Genomic DNA, 16,824 nt, shown 5'->3' with positions numbered 1-16,824 from the left:
TGTCGGTGTTCCTTCCGATTAGCGGGAATAGAACTCGACGATTAGTTTTTCATTGATTTCAGCAGGCAGTTCTTCACGATCTGGAAGACGAGTGTACGTTCCTTCCAGTTTCGTTTCGTCAAAGCTCAGGTAGTTCGGCAGGTATGCGCGAGCTTCCAGAGATTCTTTTACGATTTGAAGGTTGCGGCTCTTTTCACGCAATCCGATAACATCGCCTGGTTTTACACGGTAAGAAGGGATGTCCACTTTCTTGCCGTTTACTGTGATATGACCGTGAGTCGTCAATTGGCGAGCAGCCGGACGAGTCGTTGCGAAACCAAGACGGTATACCAGGTTATCCAGACGGGATTCGAGAAGCTTCATGAAGTTTTCGCCGACAACGCCGGACATTTTGTTCGCTTGATCGAATGTTTTACGGAATTGTTTTTCCATCATGCCGTACATATGGCGAAGCTTTTGCTTTTCAGTTAACTGAAGTGCATATTCGCTCATTTTACGACGTCCATGTCCATGTTGTCCCGGCGGGAAGTTACGTTTGATATCTTTGCCAGTTCCGTCCAGAGAAATACCCAGACGACGAGCAAGTTTGTGGCGAGGGCCAGTATAACGTGCCATAAATATTCGTTCCCCTTTACGATAAGATTAATTAGGTGTTTACTTCCGCCTGGCTAGTTCCTTACTCTACTACATGCTCTTCGGACGGTAGCGTTTCCGCCGCATGCTCCATTAAGGGACAAACAGCCGCAGCCCTTAAGGGAGGAAGCTAATGACATGACCAGACGTTTTTACCTAAAATCATTGCTACCCTTTGTAAAGCACATAAACAATATTATATCTGTTTGGAGATAAAAGTCAACTTTTTTCCTGGTTCACAACGATAATTCCGATAACTACAAACAGAAGTGCGGCAAATACGATGCCATGGAGTGTTTCATGCAGCATCATAGCAGATAGTAGTACACCAAATACCGGTACAAGGAAGAAGTACATGGATACCTTACCGACCTTATTGTACTTTAACAACGTATTCCACAGCGCGAATCCGGCAGCTGAGAGAAATGCAAGGTAGATGAGATACAGGAGCGAAAGCCCGGTAAAATGAAACGGTTTCCAGCCTGCTCCACTTGCACCAAGCACTAAAAGGACGATGGAGCCAAGCATCATCTGATAGGAAGTAAGATAGACAGTACCCATGGTAGACGCGCGATTTTTGGCAAGGATTCCTCCCAATGAATTGGAGAAAGCAGAAATAAGCAACGCCAGTTCTCCAAGTCCGAAGGAGAAGCGCAAAGCTCCCTTTGTGCTACTTGCCAGTATTACACCTGCAAAGCCAAGCAAAAGTCCTACTAAGCGTCGTTTACTCATCCGATCATTACTGTACATATAATGAGCGAGAATAATGGAAAAAAATGTGCCCGAACCGGTGATGATGGACCCTTGAATACCTGTGCTATAGCTTAAGCCAATATAAAACAAGACATATTGCAGCGTTGTTTGAAAAAAGCCAACCTGAAGCAGCGCAGGTAATGAGCCTTTAGTAAATGCGATACGCCGTTCTTTTATGGCCAAAAAAGCAGCTAACATTAATGAAGCAAGAAAGAACCGGTAGCCAGCGAAGAGTATTTGCTCATATACCTCTTCTGGCCGAATATCCAGCAGTCCATAGCTTAGCTTAATAAAAGGAAATGCGCTTCCCCACAAAAAACAGACAACTACCGCAACCGCGATGATGCCTGCCCGATGAGTAAAAAATTTTTCTGTATTCAATACTGTATACGCCTTCTTTCAAAAAATAAAATGAACAATTTTAAAAATACAAAGAAATGGGTGAAAAGGGAACATAGTTATAGTACAATATCAAGCAAAGTACGGGAAGAACTGTTCAACACAAAGCAAAGTTGAGAGGAGTTAGAGAAGATGAGTAAAGTAGATATGCAAAAAGGGTACTTTGGGGAATTCGGCGGAAGCTTCGTGCCGGAACCACTACAGGCTGCGCTTGATTATTTGGAACAGGCATTTGAACAGTATAAAGAAGAGCCGGAATTCAACGAAGAACTGGAATACTATTTGAAGGAATATGTGGGGCGCCCCAATCCCCTTTATTTTGCACAGCGGTTGACCGAGAAGCTCGGTGGAGCGAAAGTGTATCTAAAGCGCGAGGATTTGAATCATACAGGAGCTCATAAGATCAATAATGTAATGGGACAGGTTCTGTTGGCGAAGCGAATGGGTGTCAAGCGTGTAATCGCTGAGACGGGAGCAGGACAGCATGGGGTCGCCACGGCAACTGCATGTGCCATGTTCGGCATGGAATGTGTTATCTATATGGGTGAAGAAGACACCCGTCGTCAAGCCTTAAATGTATTCAGGATGGAGTTGCTTGGTGCAAAAGTTGTAGCGGTAAAGGACGGTGCGCGTACGCTTAAAGAGGCGGTCGATGCAGCGCTTATGGATTATGCACAAAATTACGAGAATACGTTTTATCTGTTGGGCTCGGCGGTCGGTCCTCATCCGTATCCGACCATTGTACGCCATTTCCAATCCATTATCGGACGGGAAGCCCGCGCCCAGCATATAGAGAAAGAGAACCGGCTGCCGGATTATATCGTCGCCTGCGTTGGTGGCGGCAGTAATGCTATCGGTCTGTTCGCACCGTTCTTCGACGATAAAGAAGTACGTATCGTCGGCGTAGAGCCGGGGGGAAAAGGTCTTTTGACAGGGCAGCACGCTGCACCGCTCACGGCAGGAGAACCGGGTATTATTCATGGTTTCAAATGCTATATGATGAAAGGCGAGGACGGGGAGCCAGCATCTACGCACTCAGTTGCCGCCGGATTAGATTATCCGGGCGTTGGACCAGAGCATAGCTATTACAAAGCAATCGGCCGTGCTGAGTATGTGACGATAAGTGATGAAGAAGCCTTAGAGGCGTTTCATACGCTGTCGCAGACAGAAGGGATTATTCCAGCAATCGAGAGCTCACATGCGGTAGCATATGCTATAAAAATTGCCCCTTCTTTGCCTGCTGAACAGTCCATTATCGTAAACTTGTCTGGTCGCGGTGATAAGGATGTACAGCAAGTATTTGATATAATGCATAATACGAAGTAAGAAAGACAAGGCCTGAACACTTGGTTTCAGGCTTTTTTTGATGGTAGAGCCTTTTGTATTACAAAATGGAAATGTATAGAAATAATGCGTGAAACATTGTTTGATATTTCGTATAATTATAGGTAATAAAACAATGTAAGAAAGGCTGGAATATTCTATTAACACTATAAAACATGTGTATCTTGTTCGCCATGGGGAGACTGATTGGAATGCACAGCGTTTAATTCAGGGACATAGTGATATTCCACTGAATATACGCGGGAGAGAACAAGCGAAACGATTGGCCGCGCGTTTGAAGGAAACTCCGATTACACAGATTTGTTCTAGCGACTTGCAGCGCGCTTTTCATACCGCATCTGCAGTAGCTGACGTGCTTGGCCTTCAGATTTGCCAGCATGTTGAACTTAGGGAGCGCTATTACGGCGATTGGGAGGGAAAGGACTTTCGGATCATCCACGAGCAATATCCCGACTTCGATCCGTGGACGGATACGGAGAGTAAATATAATATAGAAACATATTCTGACATGCAGCAACGCGGTATTGCTTGTTTAACCAACATTATCCGAGAGAGCAGCGCCGAGCATGTTCTTGTAGTTAGTCATGGCGGATTGATTAATGCCATGTTACATCATATGAGCAATGGACTGCATGGCACCGGTAAAACAAAACTGGTCAATACGTCGTTAAGCCATGTTCAATATCAGAAGGAAACATGGGTGGTTCATGATGTAAACGATGGAACACATCTGGATGACGCTTGACCAAGTAATACAGTAAGGAGTCTGAACCGACTAGCAACATCACTATGTGAAAGCTGATGTATATAAAAAAGAGCGGTATAGTAGAGAAAGAAGGCGGGGATTGTGAAAAAGCGCATGATTAACCAGGACCGGAAAGAAACTTTTTTAGCCGATTTTTATTCGGCCCAGATTGTAAATGTATTTCGAAAAAGCTTCCGGTTCGTTTCTTCTCCATCCTTTTTATTGGACAAAGGCTGGATATTTATCTCGGATAAAGCGGGGAATGTACTGGCTTTTGAAAAAGTCGGCGCTCCGGAATTCGAAATAAAGCCTTTCTACCCCTTACAGGAAATGGACGAACATAGCCAGAACGATATGACCAGCAGAGTTATGCATCTTCCTATTCTAGGAGATACCTGGTTTCCGGGCTTCATAGGAGTGGTTCTTCCGTTTTCAGTCGATAAGAAGCAGGTTTCCGCCTTCCTGCAGGGATTTGTAAACGTATTTTGCCTGATGCAGGAACAGTCGATTGCAAAGGAAATCGCTTACTGCGTTAGGGCGGTAAACCAGGACCTTCATCTGGATAACGTAATGCAGACCATTGTACAACGTATCGCGCTTAATCTTACTTTAAGTGATTGTGTCGCAGTTGTGTTCGACGAGGAGCAGAGCGTTATGCTTCCGCGCTGGTCCTCGAGCGAACAGAAGCTATTGCAATGGCAGACAAAAGTTCTGCATAATCCAAAGAAGGTATATGAAAACATTGTGGCGCGTTTTTCCGCCAAGCGAAGGCTCCTCCACAATGGCAATACGAATATTCAGGAACTGTTAGGGAACGAAACTACTTTTGCCGAGCGATGGTTAATCGCCCCGTTTCGATACAATGGAAAAATCATCGGATTCTTGGTATTGATGCGTGACACTGAGCATCCGTTTACACCTCAAGAGCGAAAGTTTGTATGCCGCTTCACCAAAGATTTAAGCTTGGCTGTTCATAATTCTACAGTCTATATGCGCGCCCAGCGTGATGAACAGAAGCAAGCGATGTTATTTGAAATTACGAAGAAGTTTCACTCCTCTATAAATGTAGATAATGTGCTGCAAGCAGTCATTGAGAATACAAGGAAGCTTTACCCGTATATGCATGTTGATTTGTGGCTATCGCACGACTCGTTTTCCACAACACTGCCAGTCAAGCAGTTTTCCTATTCAATTGACGGAAATAGCGTAAGTGCCCAGGCATTTATGGAAGCAAGAACGGTTATCATTCCTTCAGATGGTGAGCGCAGCCTCACCCTGGCTGCGCCGCTCCGTGGCAAGCAAGGGGTATACGGTGTACTCGAATTGTACAGTGATAAGCCGATTTCTCTGCCATCCCGCGAGGTGGAATATATTACGATGCTGGCTGATACTGCAGGGAACGCCTTTGAGAATGCGCAGCTATACGAGCAATCGAACCGTTTGATTAAAGAGCTGTTACTGATTGATGAGATGACACGTCAGTTAAATAAAAATATTAAGCTTCATGACCTATTGGCATTTATTACGCGTAAGTTAACCGAATCATTTCGTACAGAACACTGTTGTATTTTTTCCTGGTCGGACGAGGAGCGCGCTTTTATGATGCGTGCTTCTACACAAAAAGAAATAAAAGAGTTGGCATTGCCGGTACCGACTTCCGGAAAGTTGTATGACTTATTTGTTAGAAAAGAATCGATTTTGCTGACAGATGGAGCGGATGCGGAGATGGGTGTTCCTTCTTTTTCATACAAATCATTAATGGCAGTGCCATTGTTGGAAAAAGAAGAAGTGAACGGAGCTATTATGCTGCTTGATTCCAAACCGCATCGTTATACGTTTGATGATTTTAAGCGATTGGAAATGTTGGCACGTCATGTAAAGGTAGCCGTTACAAATGCTTCATTGCATGCTGAGGTAGAGCGAATGGTGGTTACCGATAATCTTACCGGATTATACAACCGTAAGTATTTGTATGATAACATTCGTCAATCTCAGAAACGGGATGTTTGTGGCTCGCTTATTTTAATCGACGTAGATCATTTTAAGAACGTTAATGATACGTATGGACACCATATTGGAGATGAAATTCTTCTTCAAGTAGCAAATGAATTGACGGTATCTATTCGCACTTCGGATATTGCCGCTCGCTGGGGTGGGGAGGAGATGGCCGTATATCTGCCAAAGGTACAGCCGGATATTGCGCAGCAGGTAGCAGAACGTCTACGGTTGAATGTGATGCGTAAAACACACCCTACAGTTACGATTTCAAGCGGTGTAGCTACTTGGACAAAAGAAGACGGACTTTTGAGTGTAGAGCAATTGTTTCAGCGAGCTGATGAAGCATTGTATCAGGCAAAGCGTGCCGGACGCAATCAGGTTCGGATGGCGGAATTAGCTTAATCAAGTGAATGAATTCAGAAAGAGCTTCATTGTATGAAGCTTTCTTTCTCTCTATTTCATGAATGAACATTCAGTCATAAAAATAGGAGGTATATATGAAAAATAATAATAACAGCACAGAAGTACGACAATTGCGTATTCCTACACCGTTTAGCGTAGGCCCGATTAATATTTTTTTACTAAAAGGAGAAACCTGTACACTTGTAGATGTAGGTCCGAAGACAAAAGAAGCGTTTGAATTAGTGGAAAAATTTATTAAGGAAAATGGTCTGGTCTGGCATAATATTGATCGTATATTTCTTACCCATCAACATGTGGATCATGTCGGCTTAACGGCTGAAGTAGTGGAACGTACCGATGCCAAGGTCATTGCCCATCCTGATGCTGTACCTTATATAACGCTAGACGCAGAGTTTATGCAATATCATGATCATTTCTTCCGTACATTATATGGGGAGAATGGCGTGCCAGAAAAATTGCTAGGGTATGTAGAGCGCTTCAGGGGGATGATGGAAGTATACAGTGAACCAGCACCAATCCATAAGACAATAAAAGGCGGAGAGGTACTGGAAGGAAATGAAGAGTGGGTAAGCGTATTTACTCCTGGACATACACAGAATCACCTCGCTTTGTTTAGGGAGCGAGACGGGGTTATGCTATCCGGAGATTTTCTAATTAAAGAGATTTCTTCTAACGCATTTGTAGAACCGCCGGCACGCCCGGGATTGAAGCGGGCAAAGCCACTGTTAGTGTATCGCCAGGCGATGGACGAGATAGCAAAGATGCCAATTCGTCGCATGCTCTCGGCGCATGGGGAGAGTATAGAAAATCCTGCTGAACTTATCGCACACCGTTTACGGCGCCACGATGAACGGGCAGAAAAAATATATGGTTTGCTGGAAGGTAAAGGAAAAACGGTATTTGAGCTTTCAACGGAGCTTTTTCCTTCCATTTACCTTAAGGAACTGCCGCTAACTTTTTCCGAAACGCTGGGACACCTGGACTTGCTGGAAGAGCGTGGCCAAGTAAAATCCATATGGATAGAGGAAGAGAACATATATCGTTATCGACAAATATAAGCAGTAAGGGTATGATTTGTTTTTTGTGGCAAAACCTCTCAAGGAAAGAGAGGTTTTTTTATGCTTTTAGTGGTATAATAAAAAAGATATTGTGCATTAGAATAGGGAGGCAGTAGATTGAAACGTTTATTGGTTTCTGCCCTTTTCCTAATTGTAATGGTTTATCTGGTCATACAGACTGAGTTTGGCCATTTAATCCGTACAGGAAACCTAGAGCAAATTGCTGCACATATTCAATCTTACGGGTGGATTGCCTTTCTTATTTCCATCGTAGCTATTGTGGTGCAAACATTTTTTCCGATTGTACCTTTTGTACTTTTGGCGGGGGCGAATGTTATTGCCTTTGGTCTCTGGCTTGGATTTGCAATCAGTTGGACTGGCGCGGTGTTGGCAGCGCTGGCAAACTTTTTCCTTGCTCGATACGTAGGAAGAGATTGGGCAGAGAAGAAGATGGGACATCATTCATTTGTGAAAAATTTAAATCGGCATGCCGAGACAAAAGGATTCATTGTTATCCTATTTGCTCGCTGGATACCGATTTTTCCTTCAAGTGCAATTAATACGGCCGCTGGCATTTCCAAGGTTCCATTTCAGGCGTTTTTGTTTGCCACTATGCTTGGCAAAGGTCCTGCTGTTTTATTTGAATCTGTTCTCGGCCATTATTTAATCCACTGGGAGCAGCATAAAGGTAAGCTTCTTCTTATTGCGCTCGGTCTTTGTCTGTTTATGCTAGGAATCAATTATGTAAAGAAGAAGAAAAACTCAACCTTGCTCTCATAAAGCAAGGTTTTTTTGGGGGGGACAGGCCATGAAACGTTCACCGAAGCTAACGAAACAAAAGATTGTCGGGGCTGCAGTCGAGTTATTTGATTCTCAGGGATTCGACGGTACGACGGTACGGCAAATCGCATGCAAAGCAGGAGTGAACGTGGCGCTGATTTCCTATTATTTCAAAAATAAAAAAGGTCTGCTTGAGTGGGTAATGGTAGATTACTATGAAGGTATGTTTCACAGACTGGATGCCTGTCGCTATGATAGTGAGTGGGAATCCTTATCTGAACTACTACATAGCATGGCGGAGAACATGGTTCGCTTCCAGTGTGAATCCTATCGGGTGACCAGGCTGATTCAGCGGGAATTATCAGTGGAATCTATGCTAGGACGGGAAATTATGAGTACGTATCTGGCCCGTCTTAAGCATTATTTTGCTGCGATTATTGAAGAAGGAATTACAGAAGGAGAATTTCCTGCCCTAGAGGTGAACGGAATCGTCATTCAGTTGCTGGCTATTATCAGCTTTCCGTATTCATATCCGCAGATTATTCGTGAAGTATTCTACCTAGAACCGCTCGATGAAAGGTTTGTAGAACAGATGGTATGCTATACATCTGACTTTTTACGGCAGATGCTGACACCGATCAACACTCTTCGCTAAGTTTTTATTTAGAAAACATACTTGAAAGCAGGAACTTCCTTATTGGATACATAATTATTATAATAAGGTAGGTTGACTTTTCCTAAAGGAGTACGGCACGATGATATATATCAGAAGACAACGGGCATCCCGTTTTTTTATAGTATGTACGATGATGCTTGCCGTTCTGGCAAGTCCTTATTATGCCTTGGCGGCTTCGCTGCCGGCCTCTTTAAATAAATCTGTAACAGATGTTGACAATATTATTAAAAATGATGAAGAGAAAGAGTTTACGAACTTGACTTCTGGTATGAAGCAAAAGTACAAGCTTATAGTAGTTGCGAAAACTAAGCCACAAACGCTTGAACAGTATGCACAAGAAGTAAAGAGTAAATTCAAAATTGAAGATGAGACGATGGTGATTGTTCTCTCTGTAGAAGAGAAGAACATGGTCATTCTAAGCGGGAAGTATTTCCATAACAATGGCATTACACAAGAAGTTTTACAACGCAAGATGGAATATTTTTTCGAGCCGTATGCTAATCAGGGAACCTTGATGACTGGCGTGATGTCATTTGTAGGGGCTGTAAATGACGAATTAAATGCACAAAGCCAAAAGCAAGGAAATAGCAACCAAGTGGTTTTGGCGGGAGCGGCACCTGCCTCAGCAGTAACGAATAATGTAACCTCCTGGCCTGTTTGGCTACTTGTTGGGTTGGTAGTCATTGCTGCGGCTCTGGGAGGAGCAGCATGGGCATATACGAAGCGTGGCCGCGTTCTGAAAGAGGTTGATGAAGCAGACGAGTGGCGCATTAAGATAACCGATCAGCTCAACGCTTTTGAAATTGATTCTTCATGGAAGAAAGAGCCAGGACGGGTTAAGGAAAAATACTTAGCGATTCTCACTTCGCTTGATGATTTAAAGAAAGATGCGATTGCTGATGTGGAGCTTATTCTGGTTGATGCGGAAGAAAATTTAATGAAATTCCGCTTTAAACGGGGGCGGGAAATTATTCAGGAGGCTAAAGAAAAACTATTCCGCATCGAAGAAGAATACCGCAATTTACATATCCGGCTGGACAAGCTCCGTGAAACGTTGAAAGATGTTGCTTCTCTTAAAGAAGAAACGGCTCAACTGCATCAGAAGAATGAGCGTAGGCTGGACGAGCTTCGCATTCAATACGGTGTATCATTCCATGCGTTGAAAGAGCGAATAAATCAATTCGATAGGGAATTACACGCCATAAAGCAGGCAGAAGAGAAGGGTGACTTCGAAGAAGCACGCGAACGCCTGCAATCATTAGTGGATGGACAGCAGAACCTGATGGAACAGTTGCAGAAAGTGCCGCTTGTACGTCAGACTATTGTAAAGGAATTGGATCAAGAAATTCGTCAGCTGGATGAAGATGCTAAAGAAATGGTGGACGGGGGGTATACGAACGGAGAGGAGTTTTTCACGGCCCGTCTTGTGAAAATTCGGGGCAAAGTGGAGAAACTGCCTATGATGTTCGAAGAAGGAAAAGTGGTGGAAGTGGAGAATCTGATTCTTGAGATTCGAGAAGATGTCGAAGCGATGTATCAGACCATGGAAGAGATTGTGACGAACAGGCATCAGTATCGGCAGTATGCAACCGAGCTTCCGTATTACCTTAATGTGTTGAAGCAGGATCAGGACTATCTTTCTAATGAACTGAGCGATTTGTCTCAGCGTTATCAAGTAGAAGATGGTGAAGCATTTCATTACTACCAGCAGATTCCGGAGGTTGCTGCTGATATCGAAAATACACTCGAACAGATTCATGGGGATGGCCTGAAGGAAGAGTATGAGCGGCACGGTGAAACGCTAACCCAGGTAACGGAGCGCGTTACACAAATGATGGAACGACGTGAATTCGTCATGAAAGAGTTAAAGGATTTTCGTCGGGGAGAACGGGCAGCTCATGAAGATGTGCATGATTTACGCAGCAGTCTTGCCCGTGTTGAACAGCAATTAAAACGTCTGCATTTACCGAAGATGCCTTATGCCATTACAAGTAATATAGAGCTATGCCGTCACGCCGTCAGTACGGTAGAAGAAGCGTTGAAGGAAGTTCCGTTAAACATGCAGAAAGTCGATCATTTATTAAAAGAAGCGAAAGAGCAAGTATCGACTTTACTTGAGGATGGAGCGGAGATGATTCGTGATATCCGGCTTACAGAGGACAAAATCCAGCGTACAAACCGTTTCCGTCGCTATGATAGAGAAATTGCCAATCTGTTACAGACGGCAGAAGAATTGTTTCGTAATGGTGAGTACCAGGAAGCGCATGAAGCAGCCGATCAAGCTTTCCGTTTGGCGCAAGAAAAATATGCGATTGAACAAGAATAGAGAGGGGATGCCCTCTCTTTTTTATGGGCAAAAAAAGGGACACATCAAATTCGATGTGTCCAAATAAGGGAGTAGAGGTGTGAGAGTCAGTTGCAATTTCAAAGGGGAGTAGGTTCATTAATATATTTCCCTGTCCGTTTTGATTTTAAACATCTAAGCGAAAAAAATTTTTTATACAATGCTTTGAATGCCTCGCAAATTACAGTTATGCAGAGTCGCGAATGCCCGTATTTGCTTTTACAAGAACTTCGTCAAACTTCGCATCGGTTTCCGGACGTCCGAAAAGAAGAGCGCCTAGATAAGCAGAGAGGAAACCAACCGGTACCGAGATGAGAGCCGGATTCGTCAAGCTAATAAGTGGTGTACCGGTAAGAATGGCTTTGCCTGGCGTAGGATCTAGCACATTCGGGCTTACCACCACAAGAATAAGCGCTGTAAAGAGGCCGACCAGCATGCCGGTAATAGCACCTGCTGTATTGAAGCGGCGCCAGAAAATCGTGTAGATAATAACTGGTAGGTTGGCGCTGGCTGCTACACAAAAGGCGAGTGATACAAGGAATGCAACATTCATTTTTTGTGCGAACAATGCTAGAATAACAGAAATGACAGCTACCCCAATAGAAGCGTAGCGTGCTGCTAGCATTTGTTCTTTCTCAGTCGCTTTACCTTTACGGATAATATGGCTGTAGAAATCATGTGCGAATGCGGAAGCAGCAGCTAGTACAAGACCGGCTACTACTGCTAGAATCGTGGCGAAAGCCACTGCCGCAACGAATGCCATCAGCAAGTCACCGCCCAGTACTTGTGCCAACAACGGCGCGGCCATATTGCCAGCTTTGTTCGCTTCCACAATTGTGTCATTACCTACAAAAGCGGCTGCACCAAAGCCGAGGAAAATGGTCATAATGTAGAAAATACCAATCAGCCATGTTGCATATACAACCGATTTACGAGCTGTTTGCGCATCTTTTACCGTGAAGAAACGGATAAGGATATGCGGTAGACCGGCCGTGCCGAGCACAAGGGCGACATTAATAGAAATCGTATCTAACCCATCCTTGTATTTAACTCCTGGATTTAAGAATGTATCACCTAGCGGTGTAGCGGTCTTCATGTGATTGAACATTTCAGTAAAGCTGAAGTTAAACTTTGCGAAGACCATAACAGAGATGATAAAAGTACCTACCATTAATAGCACTGCTTTAACGATCTGAACCCAACTGGTCGCCGTCATACCACCGAAAATAACATATACGGTCATAAGCGTACCAACGATTAGCACAGAAGTGGTATAATCCAGCCCAAGCAGAAGTTTAATGAGAGCACCTGCTCCCACAAGTTGGGCAATCATATAAAAAATGGAAATTGTAATCGTGCTAAGTGCTGCTACGCCGCGAACCTTAGCGTTATTGAATCGAGCTGCAATCATGTCGGCCATCGTGTATTTACCGAGGTTACGCAGTGGCTCAGCCACAATATACAATACGACGAGATATGCTACCAGGTAACCGATACTGAAGAAGAAGCCATCAAATCCGGTAAGGGCAATAGCTCCTGCTATACCAAGGAAAGAGGCTGCAGACATGTAATCGCCGGCGATTGCCAGTCCATTCTGCCAACCCGTCAGGCCTCCGCCTGCTGTATAGAACTCACTTGTTGTATTCGTTTTCTTAGAAGCGTAGTACGTAATAACAAGGGTTGCTGCTACGATAAGAATAAAGAAAGTAAATGCCATAACTTATGCGCCTCCTTTTTGATGCTCTTCAATGATTTCATCAGACATCTGATCAAAGGAAGCCGCCTTACGGGAATAAATCATGCATAATGCCCAAGTCATAATGAATTGGCCGAAAGCATATATCCAAGCCCATGTAATCGCGCCGATTGCCGGTGTGTTCAATACGTTGCTGTAGGAAGTTAAAATTGGTAGTGTATAATAGAAAATGAGGAAAAAGATGCACATGGGAACAATAAAGCTTCTCTTTCTCTGCATTAATGTCTTGAATTTTTGACTGCGCGCAATGGCCGTATAATCAATGCTTTGTCCCCGATTTCCTCCAGTACCAGAAGGCTTGTTCTGTGCAAGGTTTGCCATTCTAGGTTCACTCCAATCGTTATTTTATATTTTTTTGTTTATGTCTAGTTGATAAGACTCAGCCACCTCCTTGATATGAATGATTGCTAAAGTTGTTCGCTTCCTGAAAGCGTGTTCACAACCCTTTTTTAATATTAAAATATTTATAAAAATTTGAAAACTGTATTTATTCGACTTTTTTCGACATGAAAGTGATTGGTGCCTCTTCGATTTTTTCATTTACGAACATAAAAAAACGATATGTTTTTACTATTGCATCTATAAGAGCAACAGAAACATACCGTCTAAAAGTGTGGCTATGTTTGGACATTTTTGTCGACATAAGAAAGATAAAGATTAGATGCGTATGCCTTGTACCTGGAATTGGCGAATTAATTTTTGCTGAAGCCATTTGGCTGTATAAAGAGCTTTCTTTAGTCGCAATTGCTCCTCTTTTGGCAGATTGGCCACATGAAGCTCGTTGGAGAGAGGTCGTTTTTGCTTGACCTGCTTCATATGTTCGCAAATCCGGAAATGAAGCAAGGTGTTGAATGAATCTTTGATTTCGTCTTCTTCTTCCCGGGTAAACACACGTCGTTCTGCAAGCTGTTCAAGGCGTTCAAGCGTTGAGACTGCTTCTATGCCTTCGAAGATGGACAGCACGCGCATCGCATTAACGAAGTGGACAAGTGCCCCGCCTTTGATGTCAATTCCATCCTTAATTTTCTTATCATAAATGATGCGGCCAAACATGCCGAGCGGAACGCTGCATGCAGCGTCATCTTCCGCCAGCAAATTGTAGATAAACGGAAACTCTTTTTTTCGCGTCAAGAAATAGCGTCTTAGCTCGTGTGCCAGTTCCGTTTGTCCATAAACAGGACGAAAGTCGAGAAAAATTGTAAACATACGGATTTCTTCCCCCTGCATATGGGAAAACCAAGCATTGACCATACGTTTCCAATCAGAAAGTGACTTTCGCCATTTTGAGTTGGTTGCCATTACATTTCCTTTGCAGCGTGGGAACCCGCATGCCTCGAGCCCGGCGACAATCTTTTCCGCTAATGTAGCAAAATAATCATCGACTTCAGCATGGTGTGCTTCATCGTCAATATCCGGGTAGATAATGCCATTATCTTGATCCGTACTTAATGTTTGCTCCTTCCGCCCTTCGCTGCCCATCGTAATCCAGCAGTAATCCGTAGGGGGAGCGCCTCTACCTTCGGCAATCATCGCACGTTCGGATAGCTCAATAATCCGGCGTAAAATCCGATCATTGAACTCAGTAATAATAGAGCAGATTTCATGTGCTGCTGCACCCTCGCTCGTCATCCTGTCAATAAATGCGATCACTTTTTTATGTTGCTCAGCCAATTGCTCGATTGTACTTGCTGCGTCCATATCCTCTACTATGCCGAGAACGGAATGGCTACGGAAGTCTGTTAGCTTTTTGAGTGTTACGATGCCTGTCACCTTTCCATGCGAAAGCACGGGCAAATGCTTTACCTGGTGCTTCATCATTGCCAGCATGGCCTCATAAAAATACGCGCTCTCCGGTACGGTAATAACATCTTGACTCATAATACTGTCAACGGCAAGAGAAGCGATTATCTCGTATTTAGGTAGGAGGGCGATCAAATCGCGTTCCGTTACGATCCCACATAATGTATCATCTTCCATAATCAGCACAGAACTGACTTGCTCACGCAGCATAGTAGAGGCTGCCTCGACTGCTAATGCACCGGGAGGAAGCGAGATGATAGCCGTTTCCATTAATTCGCCCACTTTTTTGCGGTATGGATAGGTCTCGAATCCATGATGATATGCGGAGGATTCCAGAGCAAGCGTACGATACATATGTTGCAGACGCTTGCTGATATCATGAGTCAATTGTTCGGCAAAGGGCGCATAGTCATGAACCAATCGGTTAAACAATGATTTTTTGATAATCAGAAAGCAGGAGTCTTCCATCGTTTGTACAGAAAAACGGGAGGTATCCTCTGCCAGGGTATTAATCAATCCGGCCAATTCCCCAGGATGATAAAAGCGTACCGTGATTTCTTCGCCTTCATCTGTCAAAATGATACTCTTAGCCATGCCTTCCAGCAAGAAAAATAAATGATTTTCCTGTTCGCGCTCGTGGATAACGAAATGGTGCTTTGGATAGGTAGTCACGGTAGAGGTCGTCAGGATTTCCTTGATAACCTCCTCCGGTAGCGCGCGAAACAATTCATTTTGCTGAAGCATTTCTTTTACTCTTTCCTGCATACCTTTATCGCCCCTTGTTTTTTTGTTTTAGTGGAATAAAGTTCTCTTCTATTCCAAGGGCCTGTCTGGCAGCGGCCGAGCCGGCAGCATGACCGGTTGTAAAAGCGACGGTGATGTTATAGCCCCCCGTGTGTGCATGTACATCAAGTACTTCCCCGGCGAAAAAAAGACCGCGTTTTACTTTGGATTGCATGCTTTTCGGGTCTACTTCTTTGACTGTAATACCACCTCCTGTCACTGTTGCTTGCTCGAGCGGGAGCGTACCGGTTACCGTTACAGGAAACTGTTTCATAAGCTGTGCCATTTCCCGCCACTTGGTGCGTGAAATATGGGCATACGTCGTGTTTTCTTCTATATCGGCCATCTCCAGGATAAGATGGAGTAACCTCTCCGGTATATACGTGCGTAAGACATTTTTAACCGCTTTCCTAGGTTCTTTCTTCATCATATCTTGCGTTTCGCGATCGATGTCATCCGTCGTTTTATCGGGCAGTACATCGACGGTAAGCAGGAGAGGTACAGGACCGAATTTGCGCTGTGTTACCGATACGTAATGGCTAACACGTAGAACGACGGGGCCGGAAATACCGAAATGTGTAAACAGCATATCCCCTTCTTCGGTGCATACTTTTTTACCTTTCGGATTCCACAAGGAAAGAGAAATATCCCTTAATGATAGGCCCTGCAGCTTCGCCTCTTTAATATAGTCATTATTTGCGTTAAGAGGCACTGCGGTGGGAAACAGCTCGGTTACAGTATGTCCGGCGTCACGCGCCCACGGATAAGCATCGCCAGTAGAACCGGTAGTCGGTACGGAGCAGCCTCCTGTTGCAATGATAATGTGCCGACAATGAATGATTTCGCCGGACAAAAGCTCGACACCTTCCACATCGGTTTCATTGTATAACAATTGTTTGACAGGCTCGTTCACACGAATGAGGACACCAAGGCGTCTCACTTCATTAAGTAGTGCGTCCACCACCGTTTTCGCTTTGTCGCTGGCGGGAAACATGCGCCCTCGATCCTCTTCTTTTAATGCAATGCCAAGCCCGGTGAAAAAATCGATAATTTCACGGTTGCCGAAACTGTGAAGCGCACTGAAAAGAAACTTCCCGTTACCTGGAATATTCTTTATAAGTTCTTCCAGCGGTTTGGCATTTGTAACGTTGCAACGCCCGCCACCAGAAATCATCAGCTTTCGACCCAGTTTATTTCCTTTGTCAATTAACATTACTTTGGCACCGTTCGTAGCGGCAGCTACACAAGCCATCAAGCCCGCAGGTCCTCCGCCGATAACGATAACATCCCATTTTGACATGAAACCACCATCCTTCTCTACTATTTTTGACA

The 16,824-nt window shown here is 44.2% G+C and carries 13 protein-coding genes; 7 read left to right on the top strand and 6 right to left on the bottom strand.

The window, feature by feature from the left end:
• Nucleotides 1–18 precede the first annotated feature (18 nt).
• The gene (rpsD, locus tag AF333_RS25505; RefSeq protein ID WP_043068208.1) at nucleotides 19–615 is read right to left on the bottom strand and encodes a 30S ribosomal protein S4; all 597 of its coding nucleotides are present in this window, start codon (nucleotides 613–615) and stop codon (nucleotides 19–21) included.
• Between the two features lie 237 nt (nucleotides 616–852).
• On the bottom strand, nucleotides 853–1,767 hold the full coding sequence (locus tag AF333_RS25500) for a DMT family transporter (RefSeq protein WP_043068207.1): 915 nt from the start codon (nucleotides 1,765–1,767) through the stop codon (nucleotides 853–855).
• A 150-nt stretch (nucleotides 1,768–1,917) separates the two neighbouring features.
• Here AF333_RS25500 and trpB point away from each other — a divergent pair, with 150 nt between their 5' ends.
• From trpB to AF333_RS25465, 7 genes are all read left to right on the top strand, one after another.
• Nucleotides 1,918–3,111 (top strand): tryptophan synthase subunit beta, encoded by a 1,194-nt coding sequence (gene trpB / locus AF333_RS25495; protein WP_043068206.1) that lies wholly within the window; start codon nucleotides 1,918–1,920, stop codon nucleotides 3,109–3,111.
• 175 nt (nucleotides 3,112–3,286) lie between these two features.
• Nucleotides 3,287–3,874: a histidine phosphatase family protein gene (locus AF333_RS25490; protein ID WP_052812353.1), complete on the top strand. Its 588-nt coding sequence runs from the start codon at nucleotides 3,287–3,289 to the stop codon at nucleotides 3,872–3,874.
• A gap of 102 nt (nucleotides 3,875–3,976) precedes the next feature.
• Nucleotides 3,977–6,274 carry a sensor domain-containing diguanylate cyclase gene (locus AF333_RS25485; protein WP_052812352.1) on the top strand — a complete coding sequence of 766 codons (2,298 nt, stop codon included), beginning with the start codon at nucleotides 3,977–3,979 and terminating at the stop codon, nucleotides 6,272–6,274.
• Nucleotides 6,275–6,369: 95 nt separating this feature from the next.
• On the top strand, nucleotides 6,370–7,353 hold the full coding sequence (locus tag AF333_RS25480) for an MBL fold metallo-hydrolase (RefSeq protein WP_043068204.1): 984 nt from the start codon (nucleotides 6,370–6,372) through the stop codon (nucleotides 7,351–7,353).
• 117 nt (nucleotides 7,354–7,470) lie between these two features.
• Entirely contained in the window at nucleotides 7,471–8,133 is a 663-nt protein-coding gene (locus AF333_RS25475) for a TVP38/TMEM64 family protein (protein ID WP_043068203.1), read from the top strand.
• Nucleotides 8,134–8,161: 28 nt separating this feature from the next.
• Nucleotides 8,162–8,788 (top strand): forespore capture DNA-binding protein RefZ, encoded by a 627-nt coding sequence (gene refZ, locus AF333_RS25470; RefSeq protein WP_043068202.1) that lies wholly within the window; start codon nucleotides 8,162–8,164, stop codon nucleotides 8,786–8,788.
• Between the two features lie 100 nt (nucleotides 8,789–8,888).
• Nucleotides 8,889–11,135: a septation ring formation regulator EzrA gene (locus AF333_RS25465; protein ID WP_043068201.1), complete on the top strand. Its 2,247-nt coding sequence runs from the start codon at nucleotides 8,889–8,891 to the stop codon at nucleotides 11,133–11,135.
• A 205-nt stretch (nucleotides 11,136–11,340) separates the two neighbouring features.
• On the opposite strand, the gene AF333_RS25460 is transcribed toward AF333_RS25465, so the two are convergent.
• The 4 genes from AF333_RS25460 to AF333_RS25445 all read right to left on the bottom strand — a co-directional run bounded on the left by AF333_RS25460 (nucleotide 11,341) and on the right by AF333_RS25445 (nucleotide 16,792).
• Nucleotides 11,341–12,870, bottom strand: coding sequence for a solute symporter family protein (locus AF333_RS25460; RefSeq protein ID WP_043068200.1), 1,530 nt, complete (start codon nucleotides 12,868–12,870; stop codon nucleotides 11,341–11,343).
• A gap of 3 nt (nucleotides 12,871–12,873) precedes the next feature.
• Entirely contained in the window at nucleotides 12,874–13,230 is a 357-nt protein-coding gene (locus AF333_RS25455; protein ID WP_043068199.1) for a DUF485 domain-containing protein, read from the bottom strand.
• Between the two features lie 336 nt (nucleotides 13,231–13,566).
• Complete coding sequence (locus tag AF333_RS25450; protein WP_043068198.1) at nucleotides 13,567–15,474, bottom strand: DUF294 nucleotidyltransferase-like domain-containing protein; 1,908 nt, start codon at nucleotides 15,472–15,474, stop codon at nucleotides 13,567–13,569.
• 4 nt (nucleotides 15,475–15,478) lie between these two features.
• A complete protein-coding gene (locus tag AF333_RS25445; RefSeq protein ID WP_043068197.1) occupies nucleotides 15,479–16,792 on the bottom strand; it encodes a BaiN/RdsA family NAD(P)/FAD-dependent oxidoreductase in 1,314 nt (437 codons plus the stop codon).
• Nucleotides 16,793–16,824 lie beyond the last annotated feature (32 nt).

Origin of the sequence: Aneurinibacillus migulanus, assembly GCF_001274715.1 — a bacterium.
GTDB lineage: Bacteria > Bacillota > Bacilli > Aneurinibacillales > Aneurinibacillaceae > Aneurinibacillus > Aneurinibacillus migulanus.
This window is presented reverse-complemented; position numbering and strand designations above follow the sequence as displayed.